General features: G+C 69.1%; 20 protein-coding genes, 1 tRNA gene and 1 pseudogene. 10 read left to right on the top strand and 12 right to left on the bottom strand.

Features of this window, described 5'->3' with window-relative positions:
* Window positions 1-22: 22 nt before the first annotated feature.
* The 3 genes and pseudogenes from E0497_RS01635 to E0497_RS01625 form a co-directional block, all read left to right on the top strand.
* A pseudogene (locus E0497_RS01635) lies at window positions 23-145 on the top strand (catalase); the annotation flags it as partial.
* A 95-nt stretch (window positions 146-240) separates the two neighbouring features.
* Window positions 241-1,617, top strand: a complete 1,377-nt coding sequence (locus E0497_RS01630; RefSeq protein ID WP_137723018.1) for a hypothetical protein — start codon at window positions 241-243, stop codon at window positions 1,615-1,617.
* Entirely contained in the window at window positions 1,614-3,011 is a 1,398-nt protein-coding gene (locus tag E0497_RS01625) for an outer membrane protein assembly factor BamB family protein (RefSeq protein WP_137723017.1), read from the top strand. Before E0497_RS01630 ends, E0497_RS01625 begins: the two co-directional genes overlap by 4 nt.
* Before the next feature lie 7 nt (window positions 3,012-3,018).
* Here E0497_RS01625 and E0497_RS01620 read toward each other — a convergent pair whose 3' ends face one another.
* The 9 genes from E0497_RS01620 to E0497_RS20940 form a co-directional block, all read right to left on the bottom strand.
* Entirely contained in the window at window positions 3,019-3,873 is an 855-nt protein-coding gene (locus E0497_RS01620) for a DNA-3-methyladenine glycosylase family protein (RefSeq protein WP_137723016.1), read from the bottom strand.
* On the bottom strand, window positions 3,870-4,475 hold the full coding sequence (locus E0497_RS01615; protein WP_170312828.1) for a methylated-DNA--[protein]-cysteine S-methyltransferase: 606 nt from the start codon (window positions 4,473-4,475) through the stop codon (window positions 3,870-3,872). Before E0497_RS01615 ends, E0497_RS01620 begins: the two co-directional genes overlap by 4 nt.
* The gene (locus tag E0497_RS01610) at window positions 4,472-5,023 is read right to left on the bottom strand and encodes an RNA polymerase sigma factor (protein ID WP_137723015.1); all 552 of its coding nucleotides are present in this window, start codon (window positions 5,021-5,023) and stop codon (window positions 4,472-4,474) included. The genes E0497_RS01615 and E0497_RS01610 overlap by 4 nt, the downstream gene beginning before the upstream one ends.
* Complete coding sequence (locus tag E0497_RS01605) at window positions 5,010-5,528, bottom strand: methylated-DNA--[protein]-cysteine S-methyltransferase (protein WP_170312827.1); 519 nt, start codon at window positions 5,526-5,528, stop codon at window positions 5,010-5,012. The genes E0497_RS01610 and E0497_RS01605 overlap by 14 nt, the downstream gene beginning before the upstream one ends.
* A 10-nt stretch (window positions 5,529-5,538) precedes the next feature.
* On the bottom strand, window positions 5,539-6,021 hold the full coding sequence (locus tag E0497_RS01600; protein ID WP_137723013.1) for an Lrp/AsnC family transcriptional regulator: 483 nt from the start codon (window positions 6,019-6,021) through the stop codon (window positions 5,539-5,541).
* A gap of 13 nt (window positions 6,022-6,034) precedes the next feature.
* Window positions 6,035-6,886 (bottom strand): universal stress protein, encoded by an 852-nt coding sequence (locus tag E0497_RS01595; RefSeq protein WP_137723012.1) that lies wholly within the window; start codon window positions 6,884-6,886, stop codon window positions 6,035-6,037.
* Window positions 6,887-6,928: 42 nt separating this feature from the next.
* Window positions 6,929-8,332, bottom strand: coding sequence for a wax ester/triacylglycerol synthase domain-containing protein (locus tag E0497_RS01590; RefSeq protein WP_137723011.1), 1,404 nt, complete (start codon window positions 8,330-8,332; stop codon window positions 6,929-6,931).
* 354 nt (window positions 8,333-8,686) lie between these two features.
* Window positions 8,687-8,890: a hypothetical protein gene (locus tag E0497_RS01585; protein ID WP_137723010.1), complete on the bottom strand. Its 204-nt coding sequence runs from the start codon at window positions 8,888-8,890 to the stop codon at window positions 8,687-8,689.
* A gap of 36 nt (window positions 8,891-8,926) precedes the next feature.
* Entirely contained in the window at window positions 8,927-9,061 is a 135-nt protein-coding gene (locus E0497_RS20940) for a hypothetical protein (RefSeq protein WP_277751659.1), read from the bottom strand.
* Window positions 9,062-9,757: 696 nt separating this feature from the next.
* On the opposite strand from E0497_RS20940, the gene hppD reads away from it, so the two are divergent.
* On the top strand, window positions 9,758-10,945 hold the full coding sequence (gene hppD / locus E0497_RS01580; RefSeq protein WP_137723009.1) for a 4-hydroxyphenylpyruvate dioxygenase: 1,188 nt from the start codon (window positions 9,758-9,760) through the stop codon (window positions 10,943-10,945).
* A gap of 68 nt (window positions 10,946-11,013) precedes the next feature.
* Here the strand turns inward: hppD and E0497_RS01575 are convergent, their stop codons facing one another.
* On the bottom strand, window positions 11,014-11,826 hold the full coding sequence (locus E0497_RS01575; protein WP_137723008.1) for a mycofactocin-coupled SDR family oxidoreductase: 813 nt from the start codon (window positions 11,824-11,826) through the stop codon (window positions 11,014-11,016).
* A gap of 141 nt (window positions 11,827-11,967) precedes the next feature.
* Between E0497_RS01575 and E0497_RS01570 the strand changes: the two genes are divergently transcribed.
* The 4 genes from E0497_RS01570 (at window position 11,968) to E0497_RS01555 (ending at window position 13,875) form a co-directional block, all read left to right on the top strand.
* A tRNA-Met gene (locus tag E0497_RS01570) sits at window positions 11,968-12,044 on the top strand.
* Between the two features lie 199 nt (window positions 12,045-12,243).
* Window positions 12,244-12,717, top strand: a complete 474-nt coding sequence (locus E0497_RS01565; RefSeq protein WP_137723007.1) for a DUF309 domain-containing protein — start codon at window positions 12,244-12,246, stop codon at window positions 12,715-12,717.
* An 11-nt stretch (window positions 12,718-12,728) separates the two neighbouring features.
* Window positions 12,729-13,373, top strand: coding sequence for an LON peptidase substrate-binding domain-containing protein (locus tag E0497_RS01560; protein WP_137723159.1), 645 nt, complete (start codon window positions 12,729-12,731; stop codon window positions 13,371-13,373).
* 55 nt (window positions 13,374-13,428) lie between these two features.
* Window positions 13,429-13,875: an SRPBCC family protein gene (locus tag E0497_RS01555; protein WP_137723006.1), complete on the top strand. Its 447-nt coding sequence runs from the start codon at window positions 13,429-13,431 to the stop codon at window positions 13,873-13,875.
* Window positions 13,876-13,878: 3 nt separating this feature from the next.
* On the opposite strand, the gene E0497_RS01550 is transcribed toward E0497_RS01555, so the two are convergent.
* Together E0497_RS01550 and E0497_RS01545 are read right to left on the bottom strand one after the other, a co-directional pair.
* Entirely contained in the window at window positions 13,879-14,853 is a 975-nt protein-coding gene (locus E0497_RS01550; RefSeq protein ID WP_137723005.1) for an alpha/beta hydrolase fold domain-containing protein, read from the bottom strand.
* Window positions 14,854-14,925: 72 nt separating this feature from the next.
* Window positions 14,926-16,065 (bottom strand): alkaline phosphatase family protein, encoded by a 1,140-nt coding sequence (locus E0497_RS01545; protein WP_241665652.1) that lies wholly within the window; start codon window positions 16,063-16,065, stop codon window positions 14,926-14,928.
* A gap of 115 nt (window positions 16,066-16,180) precedes the next feature.
* On the opposite strand from E0497_RS01545, the gene E0497_RS01540 reads away from it, so the two are divergent.
* Window positions 16,181-17,188, top strand: coding sequence for an NAD(P)H-dependent glycerol-3-phosphate dehydrogenase (locus E0497_RS01540; RefSeq protein ID WP_137723004.1), 1,008 nt, complete (start codon window positions 16,181-16,183; stop codon window positions 17,186-17,188).
* 126 nt (window positions 17,189-17,314) lie between these two features.
* The gene (locus E0497_RS01535) at window positions 17,315-18,778 is read left to right on the top strand and encodes a flavin-containing monooxygenase (RefSeq protein WP_241665651.1); all 1,464 of its coding nucleotides are present in this window, start codon (window positions 17,315-17,317) and stop codon (window positions 18,776-18,778) included.
* The last annotated feature ends 27 nt before the right edge of the window (window positions 18,779-18,805 follow it).

Below are 18,805 nucleotides of genomic sequence, written 5' to 3'. Positions count from 1 at the left end.
GCCGAAGTGGTCTGGCTGGTAGACAGTGGGGCCGGACGGGCCGACCCTGCTGCAGGACCACCACCTGATCGAGAAGACGGCCCAGTTCGATCGGGAACGGATCCCGGAGCGGCAACCACAGGCGAAGGGCGGCGGCGCGTTCGGCACGAAAGGCGGCGCAGGAGAAGGCGTGATGCCCGTGTGATCCCTCCCCGTGATAGACAACTTCCGCAGAGGAAGTGAACTGTCACGGGGAGGGACATGAGCGACGACGACACCGGGTCGGGGTCACCGTCACGCCGGATCGCGGCCTGGAGTTTCGGGCTGTCGGTGGTGTCCGTCGTCGCGGCGGGTGTCGTCGTCGCGGGGCTGCTGCACACCCCGGAACCGGAGCTGACGACGGCGCCGCCGACCACGACCACACCGCCGCCCTCGCCGGAGCGCCCCGAATACAGCTATGTGACACCGTCGGTGACGTATCCGACGCAGATCACCGGCTGCGATGTCGTGGAACCGCCCTCGAAGGGAGAATTCGTCGCGTACCTGCGCGACAAGTCCCCCGGCTACGACAACCCCACCTACCCGTGGTTCTCCGGGCCGAAGGCGCTCGCCATGTCGGAGGCGCTGGTCGGCGCTCTCCCCGCCGGGACGGAGGTGGAGTTCGCGTCGCCGGAGGCGTCGCTGTACTTCCGGCCGATCGTGAGCGACGAGGAATCCGCCCCCGATCTCGGCGGCAGCACCGACACGTCCGGAACACTGCTCCGCGGCGACGCCCGCGGTTCTCTGTGGGTGTCGGTGCAGCAGAATGCCGATCCGGTGCCGCCGTGTGTCGCCGGGGCGCTCGATGCGCGCCGCACCCTCGGCGACGGCACCGTCGTCGACGTGCAGGACACGTGGTCGGAAACCGACGGCGAGCGGACGCTGTCGCGCAGTGCGACGGCGTACACGACGGACGGCAGCCGGATCCACCTGTCCGCGTCCGACAGCTCGTACTCCGGCGGCGAGGAAAAGCTCAGCGGTACGGTCCCGTTGAGCATCGACGAGCTCGTCACGCTTGCCACGCTGCCCGCGTTGCGGGTGACCGCGCCCGTCCCGCCGGGCACGGGTATGCCACCCACGTCCTGCGCCGCGTCGGTCGAGGGCGGTCCCGCGATCGACCGCACCACCGCGGCCCGGGTCGGTGCAGCCCTGGCGGTGGTGCCGCTGCCCGGCGTGACCACGGATCGTCCGCTCGGGGCGCTGTGGCCGGCGGGGTACGACGCGGGCACCCTGTGCCAGGCGGTGCAGGTCACGACACCCGGTAGCGAGTCGGAGTTGCGGGTGGCGATCTCCGGCGGACAGGATCTTCCGAACACGTCCGAAACCTCTTCCGGGCGAGGGTCGTACGACGGCACGGTCACCGAGTTCCGCACGCTCGCGGACGGCAGCATCGTCGAACGCCGCGAACATCACTACGCACAGGTCGGCATGGAGGCGGGTGCGCAGTCGACACAGATGACGTCGCGGACCGTCGCGGTCACCCGGCCGTCCGGCGGCTACGTCCAGGCGGTGTCGAATGCAGCCGTACCGGTACCGCCCTTGTCGTTCGAGCAGCTCGAGGCGATCGTGCTCGCCCCCGGCCTGGAGGTGACGTCGTGAACCGTGAGGTCCGCAACCTGACGGTGGCCGCCGCCGTGGCCGCCGTCACCGTCACCGGTGCCGTCGTGACCGTCGTCCAGGACGGCGGTGACGGCACCCGCAAGATCACCGGAACCGTCGATGCGGCACCGGGCCTGGGCTGGTCTCTCGACGCGGCCGCGATGTACGGGCAGTCGTTCGCCGAGTTCCGTGATCCGGTCACCGGTAGCGAATACGACTGGGGAAATACGGGTTTCGTCGACGCGGGCGACATGCTGGTCTCGATCGTCGGCATCTCGAACGGCGGCATGAGCCTGGGAGATCCCGTGACGGTTGGGGTCGACGCGGCGAGCGGCGATGTGCGCTGGCGCAGCCCCGCCGAGGAGCTGGGCGGGTGCACCTCCGCTCCTGTCGACGGCGAAATCGTGTGCTTCACATCGCCGGTGGCGGACGAGCCCGCGCTCGTGGGATTCGACGTCACCACCGGGGACGTCACCCGGACCCCGACGGACTGGATCGTGTTCGCGGTGGCCACCGTCGACGATCGCCTGTACGTCGCCGAGGGCAACATCGAGGACGCCGACGTCCGCGTCCACGCCGGCACACTCGACGACCCGGACGCGTCGTGGTCACGGTCGTTCGACATGGAGGGCTGGTGGGAGGACGATCTCTCCCATGCTCTGGACGTCGCGCACGGGCAGGGTGTCGTTGTGCTCGGCACCGACCTCGCCGGGTTCGATCTCGACACCGGCGAGCCGACGTGGACGTCGTCACTCGACGGCTGCTCACGGGTGGAGCCGACGGCCGGCGCCCTGGTGGTGACGACCCGCATCGAGTGCGACGGCTACCGTCGTACCGGAACCGAGGTGATCGACGGCGCGGGACGCGTAATCGCCGCCGTAGACGGTGAAGTGACACAGTCACCGTCGTTCGACGATCCCGTCGACGCGACGGTTCCCGTGCTCGTCGGCGACGGCGGACACGATCGGGCCACCGGCGAACGGCTGTGGACGAGCACCGATCTGGTGTCCACGCCGCGCGAGGTCGACGAGGACAACGCGAACACCAGGTTCGGGACGGCCACCGCGGTCGTCGGTGACATCGCGATCCTCCGGGACGGTGACGCGACGACGGCGCTGGATCTACGCACCGGGAAACGGTTGTGGCAACGGGACGAGAGCAACTTCGGCACCGTGCAGGGGCACGACGACCGGGTGGTGGTGACAGTGGATCACGAGGCGATCCGCGCGTTCGACCTCCGGACCGGGGAACCGAAATGGGAGACACCGTTCCTGGCGATCGACGACGATCCGAATGCGCTCGGGTCCGACGGCATGCTGCGGGTCGGCGGCGATGGACGCTACAGCTACGTCTCGAACCGCACGATGATCGGGCTGCGCCAGCTCCCCCGGTGACGGCGACTCACAGGTACGCCTGCGCCGTCCACAGGTGGAACAGGGCGTATGCCCGCCAGGGCCGCCACCGCTCCGATGCCGCGGCGGCCTCGCGGGCGGTCGCCACGCCGAGGGCGCGTCGGAGCACGAGGTCGCCGGACGGGTAGGCGTCCCGGTCGCCGAGGACCCGGACGGCGAGGTAGTCGACGGTCCACGGCCCGATACCGGGTAGTGCGTGCAGTCGGGTCCGGAACTCGTCGGGGTCCGTGCCCGGTCCGAGGGGAAGACCGTCGCAGGCCGCCGCGGCGAGGGCGTGAACGGTGCGGGCGCGGGTCCCGGTGAGGCCCACCGCTTCCCGAATGACCGACGGATCGAGTCCGGCAAGGACTTCGGGCACAGGGAAACTCGTGAAACCGTCGACGCCGGTGGGCGCACCGAATGCCGCCACCAGACGGGACCCGAACGTCCGGGCCGCCGGTAGCGACACCTGCTGCCCCAGCACGGTGAGCACCGCGGTCTCGAAGCCGTCCACCGAGCCGAGGACCCGCAACCCCGGTCGCGCGGAAACATGGTGTGCCAGAACACTGTCTGTCGACAGCGCCTCGTCGACGACGTCCGGGTCCGCATCGAGGTCGAGCCAGCGGCGCAGCACCGCCTCGAGGTGCGGGACGTCGTCGCCGTGCGCGGACCGGATCGTCGCCTCCACGTGGTCGGTGTCGAACCGGACCTGCACCACCGCCGGCCCGTGCGGGGCGGGTACGACGCGGGTGTGCGCGCCGCGGTCCGGGGCGTGCCGTTCGAGACCGGCCACGGTGTGCGCGGACAGTGCGGCGAGCAGCGGGGCCGACGCGAGCGGCGGGCGGAACGGCAGGCGCAGCGTCACGCCGCCTCCAGATCCAGCAGCGCCCGTTTCACCTCGACACCGCCGGCGTAGCGGCTCATGGTGCCGTCGCTGCGGATCACCCGATGGCACGGCACGAACACCGGCAGCGGGTTGGTGGCGCATGCGGTGCCGACGGCCCGCACCGCGCGCGGGCTGCCGGCGGCCTCGGCGATCTCGGTGTAGCTGGCGGTGGTGCCGTAGTCGATGTCGGGCAGCAGGGTCAGGACCGTGCGCCGGAAGCCGCGGGTGAGCCGCAGGTCGAGGGGCACGTCGAAGCGGGTGCGGCGGTGTTCGAAGTATTCGTCGAGCTGCCGGGCGGCGGCGTCCAGACGTCGTGGCGCCGCGAGGATGCGGGGGCTGATCCGGTCGGCGAGATCGACGAGGACGGCGTCGTGGTCCTCCCGCGGATACGCGACCCGGACCAGGCCGATGTCGGTGGCGGCCAACAGGAGTCGACCGACGGGGGTGTCGACGGACCGGTAGCCGACGTCGAGGATGCCGTCGCGATCGGCGGCGGCGGACAACCGGGCATGCAGGCGGTCCAGGTCCGCGGCGGCCACGTCCGGGGTGGGGAGAGCGGGCAGCGTGGGCAGGATGGTCATCGGGGGACTCCTTCCGAGGCGAGGGCCGGGTAGGTGCGGCGCAGCCGGGCGATGCCGTCGGCGGCGGCGCGTCGGGCGGCGTCGGTGCTGTTGCCGAGAATGGCGGCGACCTGCGCGTACGGCAGCCCGGCCAGATGGTGGTGGACGACGGCGGCCCGCTGGGTGAACGGCAGGTCGGCGAGCGCGTCCCATAGTTCGTGATTCCACGTGCCGGGCACGTCCCGGGCGGTGGCGCGCTCCGGAATCTCGTCGGTGGGGATCGGGATGCGGCCGCGCACCCGGTGGATGTCGACGGCCTTGCGGTGCGCGATGGTCACCAGCCACGCCTCGACGTTCGCGTCCGGCGGCAGCTCCGGGTAGGCGCGCAGCGCCGCCAGGAACGTCTCGGACCAGGCGTCGTCGGCGTCGGCCGGCCCGAGCAGCGCACGGCACACCCGCAGAACCACCGGCCCGTGCTCGGTGACGATCTGCTCGAACGGTGTCGCTCCCACACCCGGTAGACGCTCCGGGCGGCCGGAACGTGAGATCGGATCGTCAGAACAGTCCATCCTGGACTCCCGCGGCGCCCTCGAGGTCGAGTAGGAACCGTTTGCGGTCGAGCCCGCCCGCATAGCCGGTGAGGGATCCGTCGCTGCCGATCACGCGGTGGCAGGGGACGACGATGCCGATCGGGTTGCGGCCGTTGGCGGCGGCGACGGCCCGGATCGCGGCGGGATTACCCAACTGCTCCGCGAGCTGCAGGTACGTCCAGGTGTCGCCGTACGGAATGGTGCGCAGCGCCGCCCACACCCGCTGCTGGAACTCGGTGCCGGACGGTGCCACGTCGAGAGTGAACGCGGTGCGCTCACCGGCGAAGTACTCGGCCAACTGGTCGATCACCGCATCGAAGCCGGTGTCGCGGCGGGCACCGAACCGCTCCGGAGCCGGCAGGTGCCGCTGCTCGTGCATGTACAGCCCGCACAGACCGTCGGAGCCCCGGACCAGCGTCAGCGGTCCGATCGGGGAGTCGACGACAGTGTGCACGGTATCCACGTCACCGATACTGCCAGCCATCACCGACATCTCACGGGCGGACCGACTTCGCCAGCAGCGGCACCGACCGGTACGGGACCACCTGGGACAGCACGACGACGGACACCGACCGGGCGACGGTCGACGAGTGGTGCAGGTCGACGAGCAGGGCCTGCAGGTCGTCGTGGGACGCGGCCGCGACCCGGCACAGCACGTCCCCGGCCCCGGTGGTGGCCCACGCCTCGACCACCTCGGGGATGGCCTCGAGTTCCCCGGTGAGCTGGGTGAGCGAGCCCTGCGCGATCTCCAGGGTGACGAACGCCTGCACCGGGAATCCGGCCGCCCGCAGGTCGATGTCGGGTCCGTAGCCGGTGACGATCCCGGCCTCCTCGAGCCGGTGCAGCCGGGCGGCGGCGGTGGCGCGGGCGACCCCGGCACGACGCGCGAGCTCGAGTACCCCGATCCGGGGATCGCGGCGCAACCGGGCGATCAGGTCGACGTCGAGTCCGTCGAGCCGATGCCCCTGCCGGTCCACGCCGGGCCGCCGGTCAGGGGGTGGCCCGGGTGCGGGCGACGATGACGGGGCATTGCGCGTGATAGAGCAGCGACTGGCACGTCGAGCCGAGCAGCGCGCTCTCGAAGCCGCCCCGGCCGCGGTTGCCGACGACCATCGCACGGGCCGTCGAGCTGAGTGCGACGAGATGCTTGGTCGGGCCGGCCTCGGCGAGCACCGTCTCCACCGGCACCGACGGGAACTTCGCACCCCATGTCGCGATCAGCCGGTCGATGCGGGCGCGGGCCTCCTCGTCGGCCTCGTGGCTGCCGCGGCGGCGGCGCGCATGTACGGCGGTCATCTCGGCGTGCCGGATGGACGCCTCCTGCATCGCGGTGCCGACGACGATGTCGGCACTGTCCGAATGGTCCACGCCGGCGACGACGGGACCGGATGTGGGTGGGACGGGGCTGCCGTCGGCGCCGCGGATCACCGCAACCGTGCACTTGGCGTGGTGTGCCAGGGACAGGGCCGTCGACCCGAGGACCATGCGGGTGAAGAAGCCGCTGCCGACGGAGCCCACGACGAGCAGGCTCGCATGCTCGGACAGATCCACGAATGCCCGGTTCACCCGGCCACGCAGCAGTTCCACCTCGATGTCGAGCGTGTAGTCCTCGATCGTCGCGGCCTCCCGGGCCGCTTTCAGCGCTTCCCGACCGAACGCCTCTTCCTCCTCGAGGTCGTCCGCGGCGAACGGGAAGTCGTTCTCCGTGTCGATGACGTGCACCAGTTTCAACGAAACCTTGCGGGCGTGTGCCTCGGCGGCCGCCCACTGCACGGCATGGCGGGAGGCGTCGGATCCGTCGACGCCCACGATCACCGGCCGGGTCTCGTTCACGGGTGACATCGCCTGCTCCGATCGCCTCGACTACTGCGGCACGTGCGCTGTTCAGACTAACGCCGAACGCGGGTGCGCGGCGGCCTCCTCGAGTTCGTCGAGACGCCCCCGGATCAGATCGAGATAGTGGCCGGGGTCGGGCATCGACGCGGCATCGGCGACGACGGTGAGGGTGAGCCGGTCACCGTCCGCCGCGATCACGAAGTGGCGCAGACCGTCACCGTCGACCGGGGGTTGTCCACCGATCGCGGCGACACCGGGCGCCCCGTTCAGCGTGAGACCGTCGACGGTGAACGGCATGTTGCTCACCATCGTGTGCTGGTAGCGGGGACGGCTCGGGTCGTGGTCGTTCTTCTTCCGCGCGTACGCGATGAGCCGCATCAGTGGCGGCGGGGCGGTCTCCGACGCCGCGGCCTGCCGACGCACCGCAGGATGCGCGGTGCGGGTCTTCTCCGACCGCGACGACCGGACGATCGCCGTCAATCGGTCGATCGGGTCCGCGATGTCGGTGTGCATGTCGACGCCCATGATCGCCAGTCGGTTGGCCGACTCCGATTCCTCCACCGTCCGCATGGATCTGGGTACCGTCGCGACGAGTGAGCCACGATGCGGTTCGTGCTGCCGCTCCAGGTAGTCGGCGAGCCCGGCACCGACGGCGGTGAGTACGACGTCGTTGACGGTGGAGCCGGGGACCATCTCCTTGATCCGACGAATCCGGTTCAGGGAGAAGACGGTCGACGACAGGGCGACTCGCCCACTGACCGCACCGTTGAATCGGGTCGACGGCTGCTCACGCTCACCGTCCCAGGTGCCGGCGGCCAGTTCCTCTGCTACGGCACTGCCTGCGTCCCGGCTGTCGGGGACGGCCCGGACGAAACGCAGGACGCGACCGGGGAATTCCAAGATCGAACGTGCGAGCATCCGAACGGGCAGGAGCGGCGCCTGTTGCGCCTGTGATACCGACATTGTCCGGTCGGAGAAGAGACTGTGGGCCATCCCGAGGACTGCCAACCCGTCGCCGGCGCTGTGATGAACCTTGAACACCACAGCCGTCATGCGGTGGGGTAGATCGTCGAGTCCTTCGATACCGGTGAAGAAGTGCAACTCCCACGGCGGTCGCGCGAGGTCCATACGTGTGGTCAGCAGGACGCTCAACTGCTCCTGTAGTGGCGCCCAGCCGGATCCGATGATCGGGGTGACACGGACGTGGTCACGGGCGTCCACGGAGACCGGCTGCCAGTAGGGGTGTTCGAGCCCCAGGGGTACGCGCCGGACCGCGTGTGTGAACAGGTCGTGGTGACCGAGTCGCTCGGCAGTCCACCGGAGTGCCTGCTCGTGCGTGAACTCCGACTCGGGATGTCCGGTGGTGTCGAACAGATACACGGCGAAGACATGGCCGAGGTGCCCGTCGGACTCGTTGTAGACGAAGTCGGCGTCGTGGGAAGACAGCGTCATGGCACTCCTCGGGAGATCGTCACGGAACCACAGTGGGACGACGATTACTGGGCCCGAAGATGATTCACCTTCGAGCCCAGCATCTTCACACCACCATGTGCGAGTCGATCACTTCGGGGTCTTGAGGAGCGTGCTCCCCAGAGCCGTGAAGCCCACGATCGATTCGACCGAACCGATCAGAAAGTTGTTGATGTACTTCTGCAGCATCGCCGGTTCCTTTCGTCAGATTGTGGGCGCGAGGGACAGCGCGTTCAGGAACTTCGTGAACGTGGCGACCAGATCGACGGACCCGAACTTCGAGATGTCGGAACTGTAGGTGACAGACAGATCGAACATGCGTTCTTCCTTCCCTGGTTACTGGCCTGCGGCGGAGCCGAGACCGGTGAGGAGCGCATCGACACTGCCGTTCGCTGCGCCGGACCCTGCCGGCCAGAGGCCGATCACGTCACCGACGACCTTGAACAGCGCATCGACCACATCCTTCATCGATGCGATCGGGTCCGTGAGGGATCCGAGGTCGACACTGGTGACCAGGTCGACGAGACTTCCGGTATCCACTATGTTTTCCCCTTCCGTGTAGTTTCAGAAGCCTGATCAGACAGGCAGAACGGGCTCCCAGCCCATGTCGACGGAGCCCTGCAGCGGCATGAACAGCAACTGCGCCATGACGCTGTTGATGAGCGCAGCGAAGGGGCCGTCGAGGACATCGGCGAGCGAACTCAACTTCATCGGTCACTCCTCTTGTCGGAGAAAATCATTCAGATTGATCGGGCTCAGCTGAGCCGGAGAACGTCTGCCAGCGAGCTGTTCAGACCCCCGACTCCCGGCATGACCGAGCCGGAGAACAGGTCTGTCAGCAGACCATTCAGCAGATCCGATGCCGCCTTCAGGAACGACACACTCATACGAAAACCCACCCTCTCGGTCGGTGTTGGAACGGTTCGTAGAACTTCTGCACGACGTCGCACCCACCTTTACGCACGAGCGACATCGGGCAGCACGCAGAACACTCGGGGTAACTCACGCCGGACGGTTGTTGCCATGTTCCGGCACCCTTCGCGATCGTGATCGAAAGGAAAGTAACGCATAACCTTCGCCTCCGGAAGGGTTTTGGCAAAGATTGCCCCAAGTTCACCTCGACACCACCCCGCCGGTCAGAAGTGTTGAGAGGTAGACGGTTCCACACTCGACGCAGATGTCGACCAGACCACATTCCATACTGGACGACCGTCCATCTTTACGATTTCCTCGGTATGGGAAATCACTGCATTACCTGCAGCCGATCACTACCACCGATTGCACACATTGACCACCCCACGGGTGATTCTGCGGACTCGAACGTGCACTCCGTCCACCGCCGCCGGCTGATATTGCTCGGCCGAGCGCACAGCAGTGTGATCGATGTACACGACACGGGAGGTCGCCATGACCGTCGATCAGTCCGTTGCCCGATCGCTGCACCGCCTCGACGATGCGTCGCTGCGTCAACTGCTCGGACTCGTCGAACACGATCCGTCGGCCGATCCGTTCCCCGTCGTCGGCTGGGACGCGATCGTGTGGGTGGTGGGCAACGCGACCCAGTCCGCGACGTACTACCGCACCGCGTTCGGCATGGAACTCGAGGCGTACTCGGGCCCCGAGACCGGTAACCGTGACCACCGCTCGTTCGTGCTGCGCAGTGGCACAGCACGATTCGTGATCATGGGCGGGGTCGCCCCGTCGAGCCCGCTGCTCGATCATCACCGCCGGCACGGCGACGGCGTCTACGACGTCGCCCTCGAGGTCACCGACGTGGACCGGTGCATCGCGCACGCCCGCAGCCAGGGCGCCACGATTCTCGTCGACCCGCACGACGACACCGACGGTCACGGCACCGTCCGGTCCGCGAGCATCGCCGCGTACGGCGACACCCGGCACACCCTCGTCGACCGCTCCCGCTACACCGGCCCGTATCTCCCCGGATTCGTTGCGCGCACAGCACAGTTCGGTACCAGTCGGCAGGTGTTCGAAGCTCTCGACCACGTGGTCGGCAACGTGGAACTGGGGAAGATGAACGAGTGGGTCGACTTCTACCACCGGGTCATGGGATTCACCGATCTGGCCGAGTTCGTGGGCGACGACATCGCCACCGAGTACTCGGCGCTGATGAGCAAGGTGGTCGCGAACGGTAGCCACCGCATCAAGATTCCCCTCAACGAGCCCGCTGCGGGTCGCAAACGGTCCCAGATCGATGAATTCCTCGAATTCTATTGCGGCCCAGGATCACAGCATCTCGCACTCGCCACGTCCGACATCGTCGAATCGGTGGACCGACTGACGGAGTCGGGTGTCGAGTTCCTGCCGACACCCGCGTCGTACTACGAGGATCCCGCCCTGCGTGCCCGCATCGGCGACGTGCGGATCCCGATCGCGGAACTGCAGCGTCGCGGCATCCTCGTCGACCGCGACGAGGACGGCTACCTGCTGCAGATCTTCACCACCCCGATCGGGGACCGCCCCACCGTGTTCTTCGAACTCATCGAACGCCACGGCTCCCTCGGCTTCGGCAAAGGCAACTTCCAGGCCCTGTTCCTCGCGATCGAACGCGAACAGCAGCGCCGCGGGAACCTGTAGGCGGCTGCGCCGCTTGTGCGCCTTTTTGGTAGCTCCCACTACCAAAAAGGCGCACGGGTGCGGAGCGCCTAGATCGTCGTCAGCCCCAGGTCGAGGGACATCTGGGCGCCGGTGACGGTGCGGGACTGCTCGCTCGCGAGGTAGAGGACGGCGTCGGTGATGTCGTCGACGCTGCACTTGGTGAGGCCGGCCAGCGGCCACTTGTAGTTGTCGATGTAGCGGGGGTACTGGGCGAGGAGTTTGCCGACGTTGGCGTCCTGGCCCATCGGGGTGTCGACGGCGCTGGGGTGGATGGAGTTGACGCGAATCCCGTACTCGCCCAGTTCGATTGCGGCGGTCTTGGTGAGTCCGACGAGGCCGTGTTTGGCGGACGTGTAGTTGGCGGTGCCGGGGCTGGCCTTGATGCCGGCGGCGGAGCTGACCACGATGATCGAGCCGCCGCGGCCGCCGTCGATCATGGCGGGCACGGCTGCCTTGAGGGTGCGCCACACGCCGCTGAGGTTGATGTCGATCATCGTCGTCCACTGGTCTTCGGGCATCTCCCAGAAGCGGTTCCAGGTGGAGATGCCGGCGTTGGCGACGACGACGTCGAGGCGTCCGAAGCGCTCCATCCCGGCGTCGACGGCGGCCTGCAGCGCCGCCTGGTCGCGGACGTCGCCGATCGCGGTGACGATCTCGCGGCCCTCGGCGCGCACCAGTCGGGCGGTCTCCTCGAGGTCCTCGGGGGTGGCGGCCGGGTAGCCGACGTCGCCGGACACGGGGGCGCACACGTCGAGCGCAACGATGTCCGCGCCCTCCCGTGCGAACCGGATCGCGTGGTTGCGTCCCTGTCCACGTGCCGCACCCGTGATGAAGGCGACCTTGTTCTCGAGCAGTGCCATACCGATCCTCCGCGATCCGTCGTCGTGCCGTGTCCCCGCAGGTTAGGGCGGTCACGGGCGGGCTCGAGCCGCTGCTTCCGATCACCGGGACCGGCACCGATGCGGGGATTCCGGCCGCGTCGTGTACTGTAGGTAACGCATCGCGGGGTGGAGCAGCTCGGTAGCTCGCTGGGCTCATAACCCAGAGGTCGCAGGTTCAAATCCTGTCCCCGCTACCACCGGAAAACCCGGTATCGCATCTGCGATACCGGGTTTTTCTCTGTCCGGACCCATCCTGCACGCGAGTTGACGTCCCGCACGCGCGATCGTGCGCGCAGGAGACGAATCCGCGCGCAGCGGCCGCGTCCATGGCGGCACCACCGTCCACCCGTCGGGCGCACCCTCCCCACACCCCGTCTCGAGCGTTAGATTGCTTGTATGGCGGACCGTGATCGGGACACGCTCGGCAAGCCCCGCAACGCCCGCCCCCGGGATCGGCTGGGGCGGCCGCTGGCGTGGGGTGAGGAGGGGTTTCCGACGATGCCCGACGATCTGGATCTGGACCCCGGTGCGGCGATCACGGAGGCGCAGCGGCTGTTGGATCACGAGTTGCCGTTCCATGCGCACGAGGTGCTCGAGGCGGCGTGGAAGAAAGCGCCGCACGAGGAGCGCGGGCTGTGGCAGGGGTTGGCGCAGTTGGCGGTGGCGGTGACGCATCTGCTGCGCGGCAATCCGGCGGGGGCGGTGTCGCTGCTACGGCAGGGCCGGCATCGGATCGTGCCGTTCGAGGTGGATCCGCCGCATGCCCTCGACGTCACCGGACTGGTGGCGTGGGCGGATCATCTGATCGCCGAACTGGATGCCGGTACCCCACCGGAGACGGTGCCGGTGCCTCGACTGCGGATGCCGTGATGACCGAACCGTTGACCGTCCTGCCGATGTTCCCGCTCGGCGCCGCACTGCTGCCCGGGGAGCGGTTGCCGCTGCACGTGTTCGAGCCGCGCTATCAGGCGCTGGTGCGGGACTGTCTGTCCGCGACTGCCGGCCCGGTGTTCGGGACGGTACTCATCGAACGGGGCCGGGAGGTGGGTGGCGGGGAGGACCGCTACGACGTCGGCACGTCGGTGCGCATCGTGTCCCACATCGGGATCGGCGACGGCCGAACCTCCCTGAACTGTGTGGCGGAGGAGCGAATCCGGGTGCGGCACTGGCTCGGTGACGATCCGTACCCGCAGGCGGAGGTGGAGTCGTGGCCGGTGGAGGCGTCCGGGCGTCTCTCGGACGGCCAGTTGCAGCATCTCACCGACAAGATCACCGAGCTGTACATCCTGCTGACCCGGGTGCGGGAGTTGCGGGAGGATCCGCCGCCGGCGCCGCCGCGCATGTTCGACGTGCTCGCCCAGCCCGGTGACCACCTGTATGCGCTGGCGGCGTGGGTGCCGATGGGTGCGGCGGACAAGTTCACGATCCTGGCAGCCGAGTCGGCGGACGAGCGGCATCGGGCCTTGTCCGACGCGATCGACCACACCCGCGAGATCGCCGAGTTCCGACTTTCCGGACGTCGGTGACGCGGGTCACTCCCGACGTGTACTAGTGTCCGACTTCCATCGGAGGGAGGAACACATGATCCACGTTCGACACAAGGCCGTCGCCATCGTTCCCGTCGAGCTCGCGTTCGCGCACATCGACGACTACCGGAACGTGCCCGACTGGATGTTCGGCATCACCCGGTTCGATCCGATCGGTGAGCAGGTCCAGGGTCTGGGCGCCCGCTACGCCGCAGCCATGCAGATCGGGCCGAAGACGTTCACGTCGACGGTCGAGGTCACCGAGTGGGAGCAGGACCGGATCATCACGCTGTCGTCGGTCGACGGCTTCGGTAACCGGTCGAGCTGGATGTTCGCGCCGGTCGGTGACGACCGCACCGAACTGTCCGTCGACTTCGGCTACGAGCTGCCCGGCGGCGTCGCAGGGCGCCTGCTCGGCAAGCTGATCGAGCCGTTCGTCGTCACCGCGATCAAGCAGACGGAAGCGAACCTGCGCAAGCAGATCGAGGCACACGGCCGGTGACGGTCACGCCGCGTGCCGGCCGCGGTGGCCGAGCGCGCGGCGCACGAAGTCGAGGCTGAACGCGATCGTCATGGTGGCCTCGTTCAGATAGGTGCCGATCACCGGGTAGGCATGGATCTGGCCGCTCCACACGTGGGTCTCGACGGCCTGCCCGGCCGCTGCGAGCCGCTCGGTCATCGTCTCGACGTCGGGCCGCATCAGCTCGTACTGGGCGACGCTGAAGAACACCGGTGGGAACAGGCTCGGGTCGGCCTCGACGGGCGAGTCGGCGCCGACGATCGGATCGGGCCCACCGGCCCATCGGTCCTTCAGCTTCTCCACCTGGCTCATCGGCAGGTAGGCGTCACGGCGCATGTAATCCGGGTCGTGCTCCTCGAGCGCCAGGTTGAGCAGCGGCGAGTACCCGATCACCGCGGCCGGCGTGGCCAGGCCGCGGGTGGCGGCGAGTTCGGCGACCTTCATCGCCAGGTAGCCGCCTGCGGAATCTCCGGCGAGGACGATCTTGGACGGGTCCGCGCAGCGGTCGAGCAGGTCGGTGTACGCGGCCATCGCGTCGTGGATCGACGTGCCGACCCCGCCGTACGGCAACTGCCGGTATTCGACGGAGATCACCGGCACCCCGGCGCGGGCGGCGAGCACCGCACACAGGCTGCGGTGGGTGGCCAGGCCGCAGAACACGAATCCGCCGCCGTGGAAGTACAGGATCGTGGCGCCGGCGAGTGCGTCCGCGGCCTGCCGATGGTGGGTGACGCATTCGCTGGGCACCCCGCCGAGCGTCATCGGCTCGACGGTGACACCGGGCGGTTTCGGCAGCCGGTCGACGAGCTTCTCGAGATGCGCGAGCGCCGCGATCCCGCGGTCCGTCGTCGGCCACAGCGTGAACAGCGGTTTGACGAGGATCCGGACGATCCAGAACACCAGCCACGCCCGCAGGCTGACCTTCCAGTGCCGGACGATCGTCGTCTCACGCGTGCGCATGCCACTCCCCCAGTCGTCGTTGCCGAATCCGTCCGCCACCCTAGAGTCCGGCGCCGCGGCGCGCACCCACTCTCACACCTGCAGCAGCGGGACCAGCAGTTCGTCGTCGGTGAGGGCGCCGTGTTGGCCGATCAGCCGCGACATCCGCGGTTCGGCTTCCCCGCGGACGAGGGCGACCGTGCCGCGGGCGATCGCGACGACGTCCCCGACCCGTTCGAGCGCGTCCGATGTCGGGTCGGGACCGAGGAGTCCGGCGGCGACGACGTCGCCACGGGTGCCGACCCACGCCCGCTCCCCGAGCACGTCCCGCCACCGCCGCAGCACGGCGTCGGCACGGCCGGGTGCGGTGTGCACGTAGCGGCAGCGGGCCTCCCCGGCGATCGCGGCGACCCCGTCGGTGAGAGCCCGGTCGGTGTCGACGTCGACGCGTTCGTCGACGGTCACCATGCCGTGATCGGCGGTCACCAGCAGTCGGACGTCGGAGCCGAGGTGCGCGACGAGGTCCTCGACGAGCCGGTCGACGATCGTCAGTTGCGCCGTCCAACCGCCGGTTTCGGGTCCGTACACGTGGCCGAGGGTGTCGATCTCGCTGAGATAGCAGTAGACGAGGGTGCGGGGCCCGACCGACGCGGCCGCGACGGTGGCGTGCAGCAGGTCCCCGTATGCGATCCTCCCGGCGAACCGTCCGCCGCGCAGCGCCGCGCGGGTGAGTCCGGTGCCGCCGAACTCGCGGGGCAGCACCGTGGTCGCGACGACTCCGGCGGCGGTGGCCCGTTCGAACACGGTGCGGTGCGGCTGGATTCGTTCCGGCACCACCGTCGGCAGCAGATCGCGCCGGTCCCCGACCCGCTGCCAGCGCAGCCAGTTCAGCGGCCCGCCCGCGTCGGCGACGACGGACGTGTAGCCGGTGACCCCGTGCCGGCCGGACGGCAGCCCGGTACCGAACGTGGTGATGGAGGTGGCGGTGGTGGTGGGGAATCCGGCGCGGATCGGTTCCGTCGCCACACTGTTCAGGAAGGGTGCTGCATCGGTGTTGCGGCGCAGCAGATTCCATCCGAGGCCGTCGACGAGCAGCACGACGACCCGCGCGGCGTCCGGCAGCGCCAGCCGGTTCGCCTCACCGGGCACCCCCAGCGCGGCGAGTACCGACGGCAGTACGTCGGCCAGGGTGGGCTCGGAATACACGTCCCGCAACGGAAGTTCGTCGGACACGCCTCCGACGGTACGCGTGGACGCGGGACGAGTTCGCCGAATCGGCGCCGGGAACCGCCCCGGAGTGTCAACCTGGAGCGATGGACGGCAACGACGTTCGACGCGGTGATCGCTGATGGCCCGCCCGGTACGTGTCGTGGTGCTCGGCTCCGGTTCGTGGGGGACGACGGTGGCCGGGCTCGCGGCCCGCAACACCCCCACCCTGTTGTGGTCGCGCAGCCCGGAGACGGCCGACGAGATCAACCGCGAGCACCGCAACAGCCGCTACCTCGGCGACCGGGCGCTGCCGGACGGGTTGCGGGCCACCTCCGACATCGTCGAGGCCGCGAACGAGGCCGACGTGCTGGTGGTGGGGGTGCCGTCGCACGCGGTGCGCGCCACACTGAGCCTGATCTGCAACGAGGTGCGGGCGTGGGTGCCGGTGCTGTCGCTCGCGAAGGGCCTCGAACCGGGCACCCGGCAACGCCCCACCGAGGTGATCTCCGAATGCCTGCCCGGTCATCCGGTCGGGTTGCTGTCCGGGCCGAACATCGCCCGTGAGATCGCCGACGGCCTGGCCGCGGCCGCGGTCGTCGCGACGCAGGACGAGGACGTCGCGACCGCGCTGCAGCCGCTGTTCGCGTCGCCCGTGTTCCGCGTCTACCGCAACACCGACGTCCTCGGCTGCGAACTCGGCGGCGTCCTCAAGAACATCGTGGCGATCGCGTCGGGCATGGCGGACGGCCTGGGTGTCGGCGACAACACCCGCGCCATGGTCCTGGCCCGCGGGCTGGCGGAGATGACCCGACTCGGGGAGGCGATGGGTGCCAACCCGCGCACGTTCGCGGGACTGACCGGGGTGGGTGATCTGATCGCGACGTGTATGAGTCCGGCGTCGCGCAACCGCCGCGTCGGGGAGGCGCTCGCCCGCGGGCTCACCGTCGAGCAGGCGGTCGAGGAACTCGGTCAGGTCGCCGAAGGTGTCAAGACCGCCCCGACGGTGATGGAACTGGCCCGCGACTACGCCGTCGAGATGCCGATCGCGGCCGAGGTGGAGGCCGTCGTCGCGGGCCGGCACAGTCCCGCCGAGGCTTACCGTGGCCTGCGGAAAGTCCAGCCGGGTGGCGAGGACGAGGTGGCGTGACACGTCCCACCGATTTGTCTTGAACACTGTTCAAGTTGCACACTGACCTGCGTCGGGCAGTGAGGGGAGCGCTGCGGAATTCCCAGGGATCGGAAAAGCAGCGTGTCACAGGTTCGTCGTAGTCGGGTGTTGATCGTGGGAGCCGGGTTCGCCGGACTCGGCACGGCCCTCGACCTGGCCCGCAGCGGGGACCGTGATTTCGTGGTCCTCGAACGGTCCGACGCGGTCGGTGGCACCTGGCGGCAGAACATCTACCCGGGGTGTGCGTGCGACGTCCCGTCGGTGCTGTACTCGTATTCGTCCGAGCCCCGGCACGATTGGCGGGGTTCGCACGGTACGCAGCCCGAGATCCTGGGCTACCTCACGGAACTGACGCGGCGCTACCGGTTGGGCGACCACATCGAGTTCGGCACCACGGTCTCCGGCGCCCACTGGGACGAGTCCGAATGCCGCTGGCACGTCACCGATTCCGCGGGGCGGGAGTTCGTCGCCCAGTTCCTGGTGGTGGCGACGGGCGCTCTGAATGTGCCACGACTCCCCCGCATTCCGGGTGCGGAGTCGTTCGAGGGACCGAGCATGCATGCGGCGGCATGGCGCGACGACGTCGACCTCACCGGCCGGCGGGTCGCGCTGATCGGCACCGGCGCCAGCGCGATCCAACTGGCCCCGCAGCTGGCCGAGGCGGCGTCACACCTGCACGTCTTCCAGCGCACCCCGGCGTGGGTGCTGCCGCGCCGAGAGCATCCGGTCGTAACTGCACTCTCCCGTCGAAGCATGCTGGCACACAAGCTCTTCCGATCCGCCACCTACTGGTCCGACGAAGCGCTCGGGCTCGGCCTGAGTCGCTATCCGAGACTGCTCGGCGTCACCGAGGCCCGCGCCCGCCGCCATCTGCATCGGCAGGTCGCCGACCCGGGCCTGCGGGCGGCGCTCACCCCCGGCTACCGGATCGGCTGCAAGCGCATCCTGCGCTCGAACGACTTCTATCCCACCCTCGCCCGGACGGACACCACCCTCGTCACCGATCCGATCACCGAGATCCGGCCCGACGCGGTCGTCACCGCCGACGGCACCGCCCATGAGGTCGACGCGATCGTCTACGCCACCGGCTTCCGGGTGGCCGGGGCCCTGAACCGCATGCACCTGGTCGGCCGCAGCGGCGTGAGCCTGCTCGAGCGGTGGCGGCGCGACGGTGTCCGCACCCACCTCGGGATCACGGTGTCCGGGCTGCCCAACGCATTCCTGCTGTCCGGACCCAACACCGGGCTGGGCCACACGTCGGTACTCGTGATGATCGAGGCGCAGATCCGGTACGTGCGCGACGCGATGCGCCTGGTCGACGCGTCCGGAGTCGACGCGCTCGACGTCCGTTCCGGCGTCCAGTCCGTGTTCGATGAGGAACTGCGCGACCGACTGTCCCGCGGCGTGTGGAGCACGGGCGGCTGCGCGAGCTGGTACCTCAACGGGCGCGGATCCAACCACGCGCTGTGGCCGGGGTCGTCGTGGGGCTATCGGCGCCGGACCCGGCGGGTGGATCCCGACGACTTCGAACTGCTGCGTGCCGCGCGATATGCACAGATGCATACGTAAGTCTTTGACAATCATTTTCAACAAGGG

It is taken from the genome of Prescottella subtropica (assembly GCF_005434945.1).
GTDB classification, from domain to species: domain Bacteria; phylum Actinomycetota; class Actinomycetes; order Mycobacteriales; family Mycobacteriaceae; genus Prescottella; species Prescottella subtropica.
The sequence above is the reverse complement of the archived record's forward strand: the minus strand, read 5'-3'. Positions and strand labels throughout refer to the sequence as shown.